Consider the following 16,949-nt stretch of genomic DNA (forward strand, 5'->3'; position numbering starts at 1 on the left):
CTCGGGGCTAGCGTCGGTTCGCTGCCAAAGCCAGTTCCGACAGCACCATCGGCGGCCCGAAGGTGACCGTTGTTCACCTCCACCGTTTCATCGACAAGGAGCATAGGTCCGAGAATGAACGCATACAGAAGCGGTTTCGGAAGAACCAGCATGATGGCGACAGGCGGCGCTCTGGCGCTCTCCGCACTGCTCACCCTGGGCGGCTGCGCCGCGATCCAGCAATCGGAGGCCAAGAGTACGGAGCGGACCCTGGCCGCCGCCGGCTTCCAGATGCAGTTTGCCAAGACGCCGGCTCAGATGGCGAAGATCACCGCTCTGCCCCAAGGCAAACTCACCCGCACCACGGGTCCGGACGGCGCGCTGCGCTTCGTCTGGGCCGACGCGACCGACTGCCAGTGCCTCTATGTCGGGACCCAGGCGGCCTATGACCGCTATCAAAAACTCGGGGTCCAGCAGGAGATCGCCGAGGAGAACGAGATGGCCTCGATGGATTGGGACTCTTGGGGCGGTTGGGGGCCTTGGTGGTAGCCTGCTAAACCGCGTCCGGCTTCTACAGGTCGGGTTTGCGGCTCGGAGCGGCCTCGCGCCCATCAACGAACCTTGGAGTCGACGCGGTTTAGGTGATTTAATTCAATTTGTTAAGAAAATACGCGTGATACGAAAATATGCGTGACACCGCTCCTGCGGTGTCACGCATCGATTGGCGCTCCGCGCCGAGGTGCCCGCCAGTGCGTAGGTCGGATGAGCGCAGCGTAATCCGATACCCCGACTGCGCAGACGATGGGTCGGAAGTCACGCGCACGGTCGTCGCGAAGCGGCGACACCCCCGGGATAGACGACTTGCAGTTGTCCTCTTCAGCCGGATCGACGGCCCGCAAGGTCGCGTTCGACGTGACGAACGTTGCTTCCGGCCGATCGGATGTGCAACGCCCTCAGTCTTGAGCAAACCGCCGGCGGACGTTGAGCTTTCTATCGTCAGCACTGACTACGGATATAGGGTGATTTCCGGGAGAAGATCTACCGGCGTTGCTCATTAGCTCGGCCGGTAGGGTGGACGAGCGAGAGCGAAGTCCACCGACCCCCGCGCCGACGCTGGTGGACTGCGCTACGCTTGTCCACCCTACAGCGCTTGTCCCTACCGCTGCAATCAGCGACGCGGGCGGGTTTACGAGCGAGGCCGATCTACCGACAGAGCCGGAGCCCAAGGTACGTCGTCGAAGGGTCTCCTCGTTGTCGTTGTCGTTGTCGTTGTCGTCATCGGATTCCGGACCAACCGATCCTTCCTTGCACATCCGATCGGCAGGAAGCAACGTCGCGAAGCGGCGTGCCCCCGGGATAGACGACTTGCAGTCGTCCTCTTCCACGGGCCTCGCGCGCACGACCGCCGCGTCGGGCAACACCTGAAAGGAGAGGACGATCGCGAACGTATGAGCAAAACGGAAACCGATGCCAAAGCGCGTTCAGCGCGGTTCTCGTGTGCGTCGCGCTGACAGCAACCTCGCGGGCCGTCGGGCCGGCTGAAGAGGACGACTGCAAGTCGTCTATCCCGGGGGCTGTCGCCGCTTCGCCACGACCGTCGGCGTCACTACCGGCCGATCCTCTGCTCAATCGGGATGTTGATTCCCGGAAATCGCCTCAGCACCGGACACCTTATCGACCACCCGCATCCGCCTCGCGCGGCAGCAGCGACTCAGCATACATCGGTGCCACATCCACATAACGCCGCACCGTGTAATGAGCCGTCACCACGGCGAGCATCAGCGGCAGAACGATCTCGTAGTCCATCGTCATCTCGAAGACCATCAGGATCGACATCAAAGGGGCATGCGTCGTGGCCGCGAGCATGGCCCCCATGCCGACCACCGCGTAGGCGCTCGGCGGTCCGGTGCCGACCGGCAGGACCGCGTGGACCGCGGTGCCGAAGAGCACCCCGAGCAGCGCACCGACGAAAAGTGTCGGCGTGAAGGCCCCGCCGACCGCTCCCGAGCCATGCGTCGCCGCGGTGGCAATCATCTTCAGCACCATCACGGTCAGCAGCGCCTGCCAGACCCAGGGCTCGTGGAGCACTGTGTTGACGACGCTGTAGCCGTTGCCCCAGACCGCGGGCTCGTACATCGAGATGGCCCCGACGATGAGCCCGCCGAGCGCCATCCGAGCGGACAGCGGCATCGGCAGCCGGGCGAAGGCCCGATGGGAATGCCCCAATAAACCCAGAAAGATCGGCGCCATATGGCCCGCGACGAGACCCAGCAGCACATAGAGGCCGAGCTCCCAATCGCTCACCAGACTGAACGCCGGGATCTCGTAGATGGGCGCGTACCCCATGATGTCGTGGACGGTGACGCTCGCAATCACCGCGGCGACGATCAGCGGGCCGATGTGCTGGATTGCGATGGATCCCAGCACGATCTCCGCGACGAACAAGGTCGCCGCGATCGGTGCGTTGTAGGCCGCAGCCAGACCCGCCGCCGCCCCGGCCGCCACCAGCAAACGCAGACGGTCGCGCGGAAAGCGGGCAACCCGGCCGATGGTCGAGGCGACCATCGCGGAGAGCTGCACCATCGCACCCTCCCGCCCAATGGAGCCTCCGGAGGCCACCGTCACGAGCGAGGAGGCCGACTTCACCAGGCTCTGGCGGACACTGATCCACCCGTCGCCGACCGCGACCGCCTCCATATAATCGGTCGTCGTCCGCCCGCGCAACCGCCCGCCGATCTGCTCCAGGATCAAGCCGGCCACCAAACCGCCGACCGCCGGCAGCAGCAGACGCTGCCAAGGCGGCAAGCCCAGCGCCATGACGACGAGGCTACCGCTGTGACCGACGAGCAGCCATTCCAGACCATGGATCCCCTCGCGAAACACCACCGTGACCAACGCACCCAGGAGTCCGGCCAGCGCCGCCAGCACCAGAATGACGAGATCGCCGTCCTTTAAGGCAAGCAGGAAGGGCAGACGGCGGGTCTGCGAAGCCGCTGCGTCGCCGGGCGGGTCGGTTCCCGTCACGGCCGCCTCGCCGGATGGGGCGAACGGCGGCGCGGCAGCGTGCGGCCTCCGTCGGATCAGCGATATCGCCAGCAACCCCAGCACCAGCGGAATCAGTAGCCAGAACGGCGCCCGCGGCCCCTCCGGCAAGTGCGGCGGCGCCTCCCCGCTCACGACGCGGCTGGAATCGACATGCGGCGATGGCGCCGATCCAGCCTCATCCGGCGACTCGGCTCCGGCCGGATCCGACGGGCAGGGACAGATCTCGTCGCGGCGTTGGCCGGATTCGATCGGCGGGATCTGGCTTATCGTGTCTGTCGCCCGCGGTTGTTCCGGTGCCTGTGCTCGGTCCGGGAAGGCCGCAGAGCGCTCGGATTCCGTCGGTGAGGCCAAACGCGAAGGCGACCGATCCGGCGTTGGGATCGTATCCCCCTGCGTCGCCACCTCCCCATGTCGCGGACCATCCACGGGCGCGGTTGCAGGCGACTCCGACGCAGGCTGCTCGACCGCCGCCGGACACACCAACGCCCGCCCGCTGCGACGATGCTCCGCCCACTCACGCGCCTGACGCTCGATGCGCCGACGAGCCGTCGCCGCATCCAGGGCACCCATGTGTTCGGCGGACGGCACCCGCAGCACCGCACCGACACGCAAAACCCCGTTCACGTTGCAGGCGGGCGAGAAGGCGTCCGGGTTCGCCTCCAGCAGAGCGAGCATCACCTGATCCCGACTGAACCCCGCCTCGGGCGCGATCCGATCCGCGACCCCCCAGAGGCTATCGCCCGAACGGATCGGAACGACATCCTGAGCCGACCGCACCGGCAATGCCGAGACGGCCAACCAGAGCGTCAGAACCAGGACCGACGCGCGGCGGACCCTGTCGGTCATTGCGAGAGACCGACAGAATCCGGCACCATTGAAAATATCCAGGCCGGAACCGAGACACCGCCGACAACCAACCGGTTGCGCGCCAAGCCCTCGTACAGCGCACCCGCCTTGCGCGCAACGCCGGCACTCGGGCCATTCCCCTCGGCAACGACGATCTCGATCCGCATCAGCCCCAAATCCGCAAAGCCGAACCTCGCCATCGTGCGCACGGCGCGTGTCGCAATCCCTTCCCGCTGCCGCGACGCGCGCACCCAATACCCCAGATTGCAGAGCTTGTGCTCGGCGATAAAATGATTCAGACCGATGCCCCCGAGCACCTCGCAGCCCTCCGCCGCGAAGATCCCCAACTCCACCGCCGAGCAGGCGTCAAGCTCCGCTGAGCAGATCGCGAACCAGGCGCGTGCCTCTCCGACACTGAAATCCTCGTGGCACCAGGACATCCAGCGCCCGACCGAACTCGCGGACTCGCGCGCCGCGCCGGCGAATGCCGCGGCGTCGGCGGAGACGAACGGCCTCAGGCAAACCCCCTCGCCACGCAACGGCTCCAGCAACGCTTCGAGCATCGATGCCTCCCGGGACGGGTGAAATATTTGGACTTTATCGACATCTACGCCGCTCTGGATGAGAATGAACGCACTCTATACACCCAACGCTATCCCCAAGAGGCGGCCGACATGAGCGGATTTGCCCAGCGCTTCATCGAACAAGGCATCGAACAAGGTATCGAGAAGGGCATCGAGCAAGGAATCGAGCAAGGCGTGCAGCGCGGTGAAGCCCGCATGCTCCTGTCCCTCCTACGGTTGCGTTTCGGTGAATTACCCGACGCCGTGCAGCAACGCATCGAGAGCGCCGACGCCGATACCCTGCTGCGCTGGTCGGAGCGGGTGCTGACCGCCCGGACGCTGGCCGAGGTTCTCGATGGTGCCTGTTGAACGGCGGCTCGCCGTGCCGGCACCGATCCCGATCGTCGTAAAGCCGCGGCAATCGCAACGCGAACGCGTTCGTCCGAGTGCAACCCGGATCGTCTCCGGATAGTGGGTCCGTATAAGCCATGCAGACATTTTCGATCCGAGATCTCTGGAAGCATACCGGTGATCTCGTCCGCGAAGCCAAGTCCGGACGACTGTCCGTGGTGACCAAGGATGGAGAACTGATCTTTCTTGCGATCCCTTTCGATGAGTCCCTCCTCCTCGGTGGACTGGCGACAACCCTCGCGACGCGACTGTTCGACGAGGAAGCGATCTCCTTCGGGCAAGCGGCGAAGGTCGCCGGGATGGATGCCGCCGAGTTTATGGAGATCCTGAACCGCCTGAAGATCCCCGTCGCTCGTCCACGTCGCGGTGAATTGGAGGAAGAGCTTGAAACATTCGGCTGAAGCGATCGTCGCGGATACCGATCCATTGATCGACCTGCCCAGCATCGGCGACCCACCGGGCGACGCACGCCGGATCCCTCGTCATCGCGATGCACCGGTTGAGTCAGGCGCCTTCGATAAGATCCGAGCCGGAACTGCATGTGCCATCTCGGCTTCGTCAGGTACCATAGACCGACCGCACGGGGCCTTTCGACAACATCGACCCACATGGGGTCGTACGTCGCCCCTGCCCGAGACCTCTTACCGTTCCGGACACAAGGAAAATTGACGCGGCAGGCTCACGAAATGAGCCTGTGCAGGGGTAATCTGACCCGGCGTAACAGTAGGGAGTGCTGCCGATGGAATCCTCAGACACCTATTTTCGGTATTGGGGGAAAGCGGACCGGAATTTCGACGGGGACCCGAAGTGGCATCCCCTGCTCTACCACTGCCTGGACGTGGCCGCCTGCGGAGAGGCGCTTCTGCGACATCAGCCGGCCTGGCTGGAAAAAATGGCCGCCCTGTCCGGCCTCGATCCCGGCGTCCTGTCGCAGTGGCTCACGTTTCTCCTCGCCATCCACGACATCGGCAAATTCGGGGATGGCTTTCAGGCGCTACGGCCTGATCTGCAAGGCGAGCTTCAAGGGCAAACCGTCCAAGTTGCTTACGACGTGCGTCATGACACGCTGGGCTATGCCTTGGGCATGGAATCGCTGCCCGGCTGGCTTGGGCGCGATGCAAGCGATGATCTGGAAAGCGATCTACTGCGACCCTGGCTGGCGGCTGTCGCGGGGCATCATGGCCGCCCACCGAAAAATCTGCCGACGCAAGCGATTCTCAAACGCCAGTTCCGCCCTGACGTGCTCGCCAATGTTCGCCAATTCGTTGAAGATGCAAGGCAATTGTTGCTCCCTATCGGTTGGTGCCTGCCCGAACCGGCGCCCGGCGGAGCCGAACGACAACAGCAAGCCTCGTGGTTGGTTGCCGGATTTGCCGTCGTCAGCGACTGGCTCGGGTCGAATACCCGCTGGTTCAACTATCAGCACCCGGAATGGAGTCTGGAAGACTACTGGCAAACCGTCGCGCTCCCGACTGCCGAACAGGCGATCCACGAAAGCGGTTTGCTCGGGCCGTCTCCAGCCAAACAGGCCACATTCGCCGGCTTGTTTCCCCATCTCGCGTCCGCGCTCACACCACTCCAGAGTTGGGCGAATTCCGTCGCGATCGCGCCGGGGCCGCAACTTTTCATCCTGGAAGAGCTGACAGGCGGCGGCAAGACCGAAGCCGGACTCACGCTGGCCGCGCGCCTCATGTCCGATGGGAAGGGGCGCGGCCTCTATTTCGCCCTGCCGACGATGGCCACGGCGGACGCTATGTTCGACCGACTGCGAAAACATCATACTGGTCATGACCAAGAGACCTGGCAAGGGTTTTTCTCGACTGGTGATGCCTCCCTGGTGCTCGCGCATTCGGCCGCCACGACCAAGACCAAATTGGATGCCCTGCGGCACCACGATGCCGGTTACGACCAACAACGCGAGGAACCCTCGGCCTCTCAGCACTGCACCGCCTGGCTGGCGGACAGCCGCAAGAAGGCACTGCTCGCGGGTTTCGGCGTCGGGACGGTGGATCAAGCCCTGCTCGGGGTGCTGCCGTTGCGGCATCAATCGCTTCGCCTGCTGGGGCTTTCCACCAAGATTCTGGTGGTGGACGAGGTTCACGCCTGCGACTGCTACATGGGCGAACTGCTCGCCCGCCTGCTGCGCTTTCATGCCGGGCTCGGCGGTTCGGCGATCCTGCTTTCCGCCACCCTGCCCATCGACCAGCGGGCAAGGCTGTTGGCCGCCTTCGCCGATGGAGCGGCTTATCCGACAGCCAAACCTGATGAATCCGCTTACCCGCTAGCCACCCATCTGCATTCCGCCGGTCTCGACGAAAAGCCAGTCCAGGCGAGGGAGGCGGTCTCGCGCCCGGTAGCGATCGATTCGCTTGCGGATGAGACAGTCGTCTTCCAGCGCCTGGAAACAACCATCCAGCGCGGCGGCTGCGCGGTCTGGGTACGCAACACCGTTGCGGATGCCATGGCCGCCTGGCAGACCTGGAACTGCAACCATCCCGACACCCCGGCCATCCTGTTTCATGCGCGGTTTGCGCTTGGCGATCGGCTGGCGATCGCCGGGACCATCAAGCGCCGCTTCGGACCAGACAGCACATCCGCGACCCGAGAAGGCCGATTGGTCATTGCCACGCAGGTCGTCGAGCAATCGCTGGATGTCGATTTTGACGACATGGTAACGGACCTAGCGCCTATCGATCTCGTCGTCCAGCGGGCGGGACGCCTGCAACGTCATGCGCGCGATGCCATGGGGAATCGCGCACCGACGGAGGGACGTGGCGGCGCCCGGCTGGGCGTGCTGATGCCGGAGCCGACGCATGATGCCGCTGCCGACTGGTTCAAGGGATTTCTCTCCAAGGCTGCCAGGGTCTATCCCGATCACGGGAAACTCTGGCTGACGGCGCGTTGGCTGGTTGAACACGGCGGTTTCGATCTCGCCGCGCAGGCACGCGACCTTATCGAGAGCGTCTATGGCGAAACGGGTTATGACCAGACCCCTGCACCGCTTCAAACCATCACAGCCGCGGCCGAGGGCGCCTGTCACGCGGATCGGGGCACGGCGCGAGGCAACCTGCTGAGTTTCGAGCAGGGCTATGACCCCACCGGATTGCACTGGCCCGACGAGGACGAACATGCCGACATCACCACCCGTCTGGGCGAGAAGACCGTGCGCCTGCGTCTCGGGAAAATCGTCGAGGATGAGTTGATCGCCTGGGCGCCAGCGGATCCGGGTATCGCCTGGCCGCTGTCGGAACTCACGGTCGCGCGCCGTCTGGTCGCCGGCGAAAGCCCTCGCGAAGCAGCCCGGATCGAGCGCGCGCGCCAGTCGATGCCGGACGAAGGTCGATACTGCCTGATCGTGCCGCTGGAACCGTCTGGGGCCGAATGGCGCGGCTGGGCGCTAAATCAGCAAGACGAAGAGATCCGCGTGATTTATTCACCCACGGCAGGTTTACGCATCGAAACAGGAGACGCCATCGATGAATCTGATCTCTGAATGCTGGATTCCCGTGCGGCGCGCCGACGGTTCCCGGCAACGCATCGCGCCCTGGCAGTTGACCGAGGCCATCGATGAGAACCCCATCCTCGCGGTTACCAGCCCTCGCCCCGACTTCGATGGGGCGCTGACGCAGTTTTTGATTGGCCTGCTGCAAACCACCTGTACGCCCGATCTGTTCACCTGGCGTACTTGGCGCAAGACACCGCCAACGCCAGCGGAACTCAAGACCCGCTTCGAGACCGTGGCGCATGCCTTCGAGTTGGAGGGCGAGAAGGCGTTCATGCAGGATTTCACCCCCGCTGAACTGGATAAGCAATTCGCCATCTCCGCCCTGTTGATCGGTTCGCCCCCAGAAGACAGCGAGACGGATCTCTTCATCAAACAGGAGACGGTGAAACAACTTTGTCCGCATTGCGCAGCGACAGCCCTGTTTTCCTTGCAAACCGATTCCCCCGAAGGTGGTCGGGGCTACCGCACTGGATTACGCGGTGGCGGACCCCTGACCACGTTGGTTCTTGGCAAGCACCTTTGGGAGACCGGCTGGCTGAATGTCCTTGAAAAATCACGCTATATCTTCGGCGTATCGGCTCTCCCGGAATTCAGGGAAAGCGCTAAAATATTTAAAAACATGACGTTGTAGTCATTTTGACCGAACACGTTGGTTGAAAATATCGCTGGACGCACCCCGTCCAAGCCATTTTTAAGCGGTTGTTTTTCATTGATCAGCGCGCGAAAACCCGATAACCGCACAGATCGAGGTACACCCTCTGGTAGAGCCGGCGCAGGTTGCTCAAGCCATAGCACCGCCGTTTTAATACTTTGATCTTGTTGTTGAGACCTTCGACGAAACCGCTCGTGTGTCGTTCGGTAAAATAATTGGTGATCTCGTCCCAATGACGGCGCAACGTTTTCAGGAAGGATTGAAAACACGTCATCTCGGCGTTCTTGACCCGTCGCATCCAGCCACTGAGTTTGCGCTTGGCCTGACCTTTGGACAGGGGCATGTCGTAGACCTCGGTGAGGGCTTGGCTGAGGGCATGAGCTTGCGCGAGTTGCGGGGAATAGGCGAACAACCGGGCGCGGATCCGCCGTTCCTCGGCGCTCAAGTCGGATTCGCGCTTGCGCAGGATCCAATGGACGTTCTTGAGCCCGCCGTACTCGGTTTTCGACAGGTCGCGCTTGAGCCGGCGCAGTTCTGTCTTGCGCAACGTCTCCACGGCGTCGCGATACAAACGCGCGACATGGAAGCGATCGGCGCAGATGGCGACGTGCGTGCCGAAGACGGCCTTGGCCGCACCGATGAAGCCGCTGTACAGGTCGGTGCACACGACGCGAACGGTGCGCCGCAAGGATTTTGGGATCGTGCGCAAAAACGCCTCGATGGTCGCGCGCTTACGGTCCTTGAGCACGGCGAGGATGCTCAGGGTGTCCTCGACCCTGGCGCTGACGATCACCACGAAATTGCCGTGGCCTTTGGTCAAGGCGATCTCGTCGAGCCCGAGCACGGGCAGCGCCGTGAGCGTCGTCCAGTCGATCTGGCTCGGGACGCACCGATCGAGAATACCGTCGAGGTGCTCCGGGGTGACGGCCTCCTTGTGCGCGACGTCTTCCAGGGTGCTGTTGATCAGGGCGCGCATCAGGCTGTGTTCGAACGCACGGGTGAAGCCGCTGCGCGGGTCGTACCAGTCCACCCGTTGGGTGGTGGTGGGATGATCCCGGCAATCGGGGCAGCGATACCGTTTGGGACGAATGAGAATTTCGGTGCGATGCTCGAAGATCGACAGATGGCGCAACCGCCGTTCTTCACCGAGTCCATGCGGCTCAGTGATGCGTCGGCCGCAGCTCCGGCACTGCGTGCCCTCCTCGGTGCTGTGCACATGAATTTCCAGCACAGCGGCGTCCGTGATCTCGACGCGGTCGATGGCGATCTGCGGCAGTCCGAGCAGGCGCAGGAGTTGGCTCTGGTCAATCATCGGTTTTCCATTGAGTTAAAAGCGTTCGAATGGAAGTTTACCAAGATTGGCTGCGTAGAACACTGATTTTACTAAACTTGGCGTTCCCTGAGATCCGGGAGAGCCGGCGTATCTGATTCAGACCTGCTGATTCAAGACCGTTTCCCGTGGCTGAAACCGACGCGGACCAGCGAAGCGCAGCCCCCGGCGGGCGTCACGACTCCCGTCGATGTCCATCCCGATCAGCAATTCTGGGCCTTGCCCCGGCGTATTCGCTTGTTGCCACAAGAAACGGAACCAACCGCTTGCGATCTCTGCGGCAGGGAAACCCAGGTGATCTACCGCAATTTCACAGCCAAAAACTATGGTGTGAATTACAGCGGATTTCAGCATTCGCTCAGTCCGCATTACGTCAAGGATAACGCCCTCATGCCAGCGCATCCGCAACCCGGCGGCATCGGTTACCGACACTGGCTCGGTCTGGTAGAGAGCGACGCGGACGGTGTTCACCGACCTGCCCGAGTTGTCGAACAGTTTCGCAGCTTGACGCGCATGGATGGCGATCTATGGGCGTTCGGCTATGACATGAAAAGCAATAAAGCGCGCTGCTGGTATGACGCTCGGATGCCTATCCTGACGATTTCTGGAGAAATGGAGGCTGTCTTCAGGGATTTGGCAACTCGTCTGGTCAATGCGGCGGACAAAGTCGCCGGAGATTTGCGCAAGAGCTTGAAAACAGCATTATTTGGCGAGACCAAGGTACGCGGTGACTTGAGTTTCGTGCAAAGCGTTTTCTGGGCGGAGACCGAAGCCTCTTTCTATGAGCATCTACGCCAACTCCGCGACCTCCTACCAACCGATCAACAGGCTCATCCAATCCTGGAAAGCTGGTTGAAGACGCTCCGCGCCGCGGCTTTTCGCTTATTCGACCGACATTCTCAGACGGGCGATTTCGATGCCGTCGACCCTGGACAGATCGCTCGGGCGCGCAATGCCTTGGGTAAAGCGCTGGCAGGTGCGCCGTTGAGAGAAAAGATCCTTGGTTTACCCAAGCCACTGAAACAAAAGCGCCAGAAATCTTGAACGTTCACAAGGAGATCGCCGTGACAAACTGGGAGAAACACCCATTTCCACAAGGTAAGCCCGATCATCCATCCTTCGGGTTGCTGCTCGCTTGGTGGCGACGATTGGAGGACGACAAAGGCGAACGCGCCTTCCTGCGCCGCGCCGGCACTTTAACCGAAGTCATGTTGAGCCCGAGCTTTGTGGATTTGCTGCGAACGCTCCGAAACCAGGGCTATGCCGTCAGCAACCATAACCATCCACTCTCCAAGATTGCCGCCATTGCCGGCCTGTCGGCGCGCATCAAAGCACCCGCCGATGCGGGACTCGCCACCCGCATGGGCACGCCAAAAGCGACTGGCTCCACGCCGACATTCTCGCAGCTGCGTATGCGTCGCATCCTGGCCTGTGACGACATCGAAGAGCTGTACACCCTGCTGCGCCGTGCGCTGGCCGTGCTGGACGATAAGGCCGATCTGGCGGACCTCGCGGCAACCATCTGGAACTGGTCGCCACTGGATGACAAGCGACCCTACGACCCGCGCCGTCGCCTGGCCTATGACTATTACGCCGCCGCGCCGATTAAATCCTAAGCCGATTCAGAACCCTGGAGCCAACCATGTCGACCTTTCTGCAACTGCACCTGCTGACCAGTTATCCGCCTGCCTGCCTGAATCGCGATGACCTGAACCGGCCCAAGAGCGCCATCATGGGCGGCGTTCCGCGACTGCGGATCTCCAGCCAGAGTCTGAAACGCGCTTGGCGAGCATCCGAACAATTCGAAGATGCCTTGACGGGACACCTGGGAACCCGGACCAAGCGCAGGGGCGTCAAGATTTTCGAGAAACTGGCTGCCGCCGGTATCAGAGAAAAAGAGGCGAAGGAGTGGGCGCAAGCCATTGCCGGACGCTTCGGAAAACTCAAGGCGAAGAAGGAAAACGAGCCACGCAACGACCTGGAAATTGAGCAACTGGCCCATTTCAGCCCAGAAGAAGAGGTCGCCATCGACGCCTTGGCCGATGTGCTGATCAGTGAGGGTCGGGCACCCACGGAACCGGAATTGGCCTTGCTACGCAAACAACACACGGCCGCCGATATTGCGCTTTTCGGTCGCATGTTGGCCGATAATCCAGCTTTCAACACCGAAGCCGCCTGCCAGGTCGCCCATGCCATCACGGTTCACCGCGCCGCAGTCGAGGATGACTTCTTCACCGCAGTGGACGATCTCAACAACCATGAGGAAGATGCCGGTTCCGCCCACATGGGCGAACAGGGCTTCGGCGCCGGTTTGTTCTATCAATACGTCTGCATCGATTGCGACCGGCTGCACGAGAATCTCGGCGGCGATGCCGGCCTCGCCAGTCGGACGATCCAGGCGCTGATCGAAGCGGCCGCCACCGTCGCGCCCACCGGTAAACAGAACAGTTTCGCCAGCCGCGCCTGCGCCTATTACGTCCTGGCCGAAAAGGGCAGTCGTCAACCCCGTTCACTGTCGCTGGCCTTCATGAAGCCGGTTCGGGAAGGCGACATGCTCGATAGCGCCGTCAACGTGCTGACCAGCATGCGCAATAACCTCGACAAGGTGTATTTCCAGTCAAAGCCGCTCGCGTCGCGCAGCATCAACGCCATCGCTGGCGAAGGCGATTTCACGGCGCTCAAGACTTGGGCGGCTCAAGTTGGTGATGACGCATGAGGGAATATCTGGTCTTCCAACTCTATGCCCCGCTCTCGGCCTGGGGCGACATCGCCGTGGGCGAGACCCGGCCAGCGGATCTCGCCCCATCCAAATCCGCCGTGCTCGGTCTGATCGCCGCCGCGCTGGGTCTGCGCCGGCCCGATACGACCATCGATGAACGCCAGCGTTATCAGTGGGAGACGGAACACCTGGCACTGGCCGAGGGCTACGGCATCGCCGCGAAAATCACCCTGCCGGGCTTGCCGCTCACCGACTATCACACGGCTCAGGTGCCGTCCTCCGGTAGCGGCAGAAACCGGAAAGTCTTCGCAACCCGTCGCGATGAGCTCACTTGGATGCCGCGCCATGAGCTCAACACCATCCTGTCCCGCCGCGACTATCGACAGGACGCCTTCGCGGTCATCGCACTGTGGGCACGGCAGGGCGCGCCGTACCCGCTGAAAACGTTGCATGATCGGCTGCTGGCGCCTGAATTCGTCCTTTACCTGGGGCGCAAGTCCTGCCCGCCCGCCTTGCCGCTGAATCCCTGCGTTCGCACAGCGGACGGCATTGAGGTGGCGCTTGATGGATACGGCCTTGCCCAAGCAGTCAAGGGTGTCATCGACGACAGGGATCTGCCGGCGATCTGGCGGCACCTGGACGAATCCAAACCGATCTTCTGCTGGGATAGCGACGCCGAAACCAGTCTTCACGCCGAACTCACCATCCGTCGGCGGGATCTTCCGACCTCCCGCCGCCGCTGGCAATTCGCCGTGCGCGAAGAGTGTCGCGCCCACCACGCGACCGGAGACGCGATATGAATGGCGTATCCTATTGGCTGAGTCGGATGACGCCTCGGCCTGGACTGGACTTCAGTGATTTTGTCGCCTTGGGTGGACTCGATCCTTATGGCCAGCATCAGCTCGTGTGGACATTTTTCGATCTGCCGCGCGAGCAGGCACCGACACAGGTTCCATTTCTGTTCCGGGCGGAAGTTCGGGATGGGCTGCCGCTGCTCTATGTGCTCTCCAAGGACGAGCCGCGCGACGACAGCGGAAAGTGGCGCATCGAATCCAAGGACTATCGTCCGGCGCTCGCCTTGGGTGACCGCTTGGCGTTCAAGCTGCGCGCCAATCCGACCGTGGCACGGCCTGGCGATGTCGTGCTCGGTCGCGATGAGGCGCCGAAGCTGAGAACGAGCGGCCTGAAAGCCGAACAGCCCAAGCATAGGAGCAAACGTCACGACGTGGTGATGGACGCCAAACAGCGCATGGATTGGAAGGCGATGCCGCCGGACGAGCGCCCATCGCTGGCCCAACTCGCCTGTGAAGCGGGCGCCGGTTGGCTGCGCAAGCGGGAGGAGCGCCTGGGCTGCCGGTTCAACCCGGCCAGTCTTCGTGTCGATGGTTATCGCACCCATCGGATGAACAGGAAACGGGGGATCTCGCTGTCGACGGTCGATTTCGAGGGCGAAATGCAGGTGACCGATCTGGAACGATTCACCCCGATCCTGTTCAACGGCATCGGCCCCGGCAAAGCCTTCGGCTGCGGCCTGATGCTCGTACGTCGCATCACGGAGAAATGAGGATAAGCCATGCGTTACGCCGTCGTGATCGAACGGGCGGGAAACAACTACTCAGCTTATGTACCGGATCTGCCGGGATGCGTTGCAACGGGCCGCACCATCGAAGAAACGGTGATAGAAATTCGGGAGGCGATCGAGTTTCACTTGGCGGGGCTGCGTGAGGACGGCCTTCCGCTGCCAGGCCCGGAGAGTCATGTGGACTACATCGAAGTCGCCGCCTAACCCGACCGAACAAGGACGTCACCATGCTGCCCCCACTCAAACCCATCGCGATGAAAGAACGCATCTCGCTGATCTTCATCGAGTACGGTGAGATCGACGTGCTGGACGGCGCCTTCGTCGTCATCGACAAGAACGGCGTGCGCACGCACATCCCCATCGGCAGTATCGCCTGCATCATGCTGGAGCCCGGTACCCGCGTCTCACATCGCGCGGCGGCGCTGGCCGCAAGGGTCGGCACCCTCCTCGTCTGGGTCGGCGAGGCCGGGGTACGGCTCTATGCCTCCGGTCAACCGGGCGGGGCGCGCTCGGATCGTCTGCTCTATCAGGCCAAGCTCGCGCTCGACGACCAGGCACGGCTCAATGTGGTGCGCAAGATGTACGAGCTGAGGTTCGGGGAGAAGCCTCCGGAGCGACGCAGCGTCGAACAGTTGCGCGGGATCGAAGGGGCTCGCGTGAAGAAGACCTACGACAACCTGGCCAAGCGTTACGGCGTGGTTTGGAAAGGGCGTCGCTACGATCCGACGGATTGGGACACCAGCGATGTCCCCAACACCTGCCTCTCGGCCGCGACTGCTTGTCTCTACGGCATCACCGAGGCCGCCGTCTTGGCGGCCGGCTATGCGCCCGCGGTCGGGTTCATCCATACCGGAAAACCCTTGTCTTTCGTCTACGATATCGCGGACATCGTGAAGTTCGATACCGTGGTCCCGGTGGCGTTCAAGATCGCCGCCAAGGCCCCGCAACAACCCGAACGGGCGGTACGGCTGGCCTGCCGGGACGTTTTCCGCGAAAGCAAGCTGCTCGGCAAGATCATCCCGCTGATCGAGGAGGTGCTGACCGCGGGAGGTCTGGAACCGCCCTACCCACCGAAGGAATCGGCTCCCCCGGCCATCAAGGAGACGGAGGGCCTGGGCGATGTTGGTCATCGTCACTGAGAACGTCCCGCCGCGGCTGCGCGGCAGACTGGCGGTCTGGCTGCTGGAGATCCGGGCAGGCGTCTATATCGGCTCCCCCTCGAAGCGGCTGCGCGAGTTTATCTGGAAGCAGGTTCTCGAAGGCGTGGAAGACGGCAACGCCGTCATCGCCTGGAACACCAACACCGAATCGGGATACGATTTCGCCACCGTCGGCAAGAACCGACGTATCCCGGTCGATTTCGATGGTCTCCGATTAGTCAGTTTTCTGCCGCCAGATGAACAGCCAAAAGCTCCTTAGCAATTTAGATCTGTCCCTGTCGAAAGACGGGGTTTTTTCGGTGGAATTTTGCGTGTCCGATTTCCGGAGTTGAATCAGCAGGATGCTGACAGTGTGTTCCCCGCGCCCGCGGGGATGAACCGACCGAGGAGTACATCGACGCATGCGCGCTGTGGTGTTCCCCGCGCCCGCGGGGATGAACCGGGGTTGTCCTCGCCGTCGTGCGTCGAGATCAGGTGTTCCCCGCGCCCGCGGGGATGAACCGACCTTCGCCCACAGCGCGCATGCGTCGATGTAGTGTTCCCCGCGCCCGCGGGGATGAACCGTAGGGATCAGCCGGGTAGACCGGCTCGTGAATGTGTTCCCCGCGCCCGCGGGGATGAACCGATGTCCGTCCTTGTGCGCGAAAACGACGACCCGTGTTCCCCGCGCCCGCGGGGATGAACCGGAGATCAGGGATGCGGACATCGCGCACTACATGGTGTTCCCCGCGCCCGCGGGGATGAACCGTCCACGTCGGCATCAAGGCGATGAGTGCTGCAGTGTTCCCCGCGCCCGCGGGGATGAACCGCTGGTCGACCAGGTGCGCCATGTCGGCGACATGTGTTCCCCGCGCCCGCGGGGATGAACCGACGATGAAAGCGCGAATCACGACAGACAGCATGTGTTCCCCGCGCCCGCGGGGATGAACCGGCGGTTGCGGCCGGCATGGTTGCCGAGTCGCAGTGTTCCCCGCGCCCGCGGGGATGAACCGCTCTCCACGTTTTGCGTGAAGGGTTGCGAATCGTGTTCCCCGCGCCCGCGGGGATGAACCGCTCTCCACGTTTTGCGTGAAGGGTTGCGAATCGTGTTCCCCGCGCCCGCGGGGATGAACCGTAAGGGACGTTGCGCGGCGCCAAAGGCCAGTTGTGTTCCCCGC

At 62.7% G+C, this 16,949-nt stretch carries 16 protein-coding genes and 1 CRISPR repeat array (1 of these 17 only partly in view); of the genes, 13 read left to right on the top strand and 3 right to left on the bottom strand.

Annotation, left to right across the window (positions count from 1 at the left end; genetic code table 11):
- Positions 1-150: 150 nt before the first annotated feature.
- Positions 151-528, top strand: a complete 378-nt coding sequence (locus tag BDD21_RS25345) for a hypothetical protein (RefSeq protein WP_120799528.1) — start codon at positions 151-153, stop codon at positions 526-528.
- A gap of 1,122 nt (positions 529-1,650) precedes the next feature.
- On the opposite strand, the gene BDD21_RS25350 is transcribed toward BDD21_RS25345, so the two are convergent.
- Positions 1,651-3,870 (bottom strand): ClcB-like voltage-gated chloride channel protein, encoded by a 2,220-nt coding sequence (locus tag BDD21_RS25350; RefSeq protein ID WP_120799529.1) that lies wholly within the window; start codon positions 3,868-3,870, stop codon positions 1,651-1,653.
- Positions 3,867-4,433: a GNAT family N-acetyltransferase gene (locus BDD21_RS25355; RefSeq protein ID WP_120799530.1), complete on the bottom strand. Its 567-nt coding sequence runs from the start codon at positions 4,431-4,433 to the stop codon at positions 3,867-3,869. The genes BDD21_RS25350 and BDD21_RS25355 overlap by 4 nt, the downstream gene beginning before the upstream one ends.
- A 27-nt stretch (positions 4,434-4,460) precedes the next feature.
- Here BDD21_RS25355 and BDD21_RS25360 point away from each other — a divergent pair, with 27 nt between their 5' ends.
- From BDD21_RS25360 to casA (BDD21_RS25375), 4 genes are all read left to right on the top strand, one after another.
- Complete coding sequence (locus BDD21_RS25360) at positions 4,461-4,802, top strand: DUF4351 domain-containing protein (RefSeq protein ID WP_245969827.1); 342 nt, start codon at positions 4,461-4,463, stop codon at positions 4,800-4,802.
- Positions 4,803-4,921: 119 nt separating this feature from the next.
- Positions 4,922-5,245: a UPF0175 family protein gene (locus BDD21_RS25365; RefSeq protein WP_120799531.1), complete on the top strand. Its 324-nt coding sequence runs from the start codon at positions 4,922-4,924 to the stop codon at positions 5,243-5,245.
- Positions 5,246-5,583: 338 nt separating this feature from the next.
- Positions 5,584-8,337, top strand: a complete 2,754-nt coding sequence (gene cas3, locus BDD21_RS25370) for a CRISPR-associated helicase Cas3' (RefSeq protein WP_120799532.1) — start codon at positions 5,584-5,586, stop codon at positions 8,335-8,337.
- A complete protein-coding gene (gene casA / locus BDD21_RS25375; RefSeq protein ID WP_245969829.1) occupies positions 8,321-8,980 on the top strand; it encodes a type I-E CRISPR-associated protein Cse1/CasA in 660 nt (219 codons plus the stop codon). The genes cas3 and casA (BDD21_RS25375) overlap by 17 nt, the downstream gene beginning before the upstream one ends.
- Before the next feature lie 82 nt (positions 8,981-9,062).
- On the opposite strand, the gene BDD21_RS25380 is transcribed toward casA (BDD21_RS25375), so the two are convergent.
- Entirely contained in the window at positions 9,063-10,313 is a 1,251-nt protein-coding gene (locus tag BDD21_RS25380) for an ISL3 family transposase (RefSeq protein ID WP_120795416.1), read from the bottom strand.
- Positions 10,314-10,442: 129 nt separating this feature from the next.
- Here BDD21_RS25380 and casA (BDD21_RS25385) point away from each other — a divergent pair, with 129 nt between their 5' ends.
- The 8 genes from casA (BDD21_RS25385) to cas2e are packed head-to-tail and all read left to right on the top strand — an operon-like array spanning position 10,443 to position 16,051.
- On the top strand, positions 10,443-11,375 hold the full coding sequence (gene casA, locus BDD21_RS25385; RefSeq protein ID WP_281269193.1) for a type I-E CRISPR-associated protein Cse1/CasA: 933 nt from the start codon (positions 10,443-10,445) through the stop codon (positions 11,373-11,375).
- Positions 11,372-11,947, top strand: a complete 576-nt coding sequence (gene casB, locus BDD21_RS25390; RefSeq protein ID WP_120799533.1) for a type I-E CRISPR-associated protein Cse2/CasB — start codon at positions 11,372-11,374, stop codon at positions 11,945-11,947. The genes casA (BDD21_RS25385) and casB overlap by 4 nt, the downstream gene beginning before the upstream one ends.
- Positions 11,948-11,973: 26 nt before the next feature.
- Positions 11,974-13,047 carry a type I-E CRISPR-associated protein Cas7/Cse4/CasC gene (gene cas7e / locus BDD21_RS25395; protein ID WP_120799534.1) on the top strand — a complete coding sequence of 358 codons (1,074 nt, stop codon included), beginning with the start codon at positions 11,974-11,976 and terminating at the stop codon, positions 13,045-13,047.
- Positions 13,044-13,850 (top strand): type I-E CRISPR-associated protein Cas5/CasD, encoded by an 807-nt coding sequence (gene cas5e, locus BDD21_RS25400; protein ID WP_120799535.1) that lies wholly within the window; start codon positions 13,044-13,046, stop codon positions 13,848-13,850. Before cas7e ends, cas5e begins: the two co-directional genes overlap by 4 nt.
- A 26-nt stretch (positions 13,851-13,876) precedes the next feature.
- The gene (gene cas6e / locus BDD21_RS25405; RefSeq protein ID WP_281269195.1) at positions 13,877-14,614 is read left to right on the top strand and encodes a type I-E CRISPR-associated protein Cas6/Cse3/CasE; all 738 of its coding nucleotides are present in this window, start codon (positions 13,877-13,879) and stop codon (positions 14,612-14,614) included.
- Between the two features lie 9 nt (positions 14,615-14,623).
- Positions 14,624-14,836, top strand: coding sequence for a type II toxin-antitoxin system HicB family antitoxin (locus BDD21_RS25410; protein WP_120799537.1), 213 nt, complete (start codon positions 14,624-14,626; stop codon positions 14,834-14,836).
- A 23-nt stretch (positions 14,837-14,859) separates the two neighbouring features.
- Positions 14,860-15,771 carry a type I-E CRISPR-associated endonuclease Cas1e gene (gene cas1e / locus BDD21_RS25415; protein WP_120799538.1) on the top strand — a complete coding sequence of 304 codons (912 nt, stop codon included), beginning with the start codon at positions 14,860-14,862 and terminating at the stop codon, positions 15,769-15,771.
- Positions 15,752-16,051: a type I-E CRISPR-associated endoribonuclease Cas2e gene (gene cas2e, locus BDD21_RS25420; protein WP_120799539.1), complete on the top strand. Its 300-nt coding sequence runs from the start codon at positions 15,752-15,754 to the stop codon at positions 16,049-16,051. Before cas1e ends, cas2e begins: the two co-directional genes overlap by 20 nt.
- Before the next feature lie 93 nt (positions 16,052-16,144).
- Positions 16,145-16,949: direct repeats of the CRISPR family, unit length 29 nt; unit sequence GTGTTCCCCGCGCCCGCGGGGATGAACCG; it runs 2,460 nt beyond the window's last position.

This window comes from Thiocapsa rosea, from assembly GCF_003634315.1.
Lineage (GTDB): Bacteria > Pseudomonadota > Gammaproteobacteria > Chromatiales > Chromatiaceae > Thiocapsa > Thiocapsa rosea.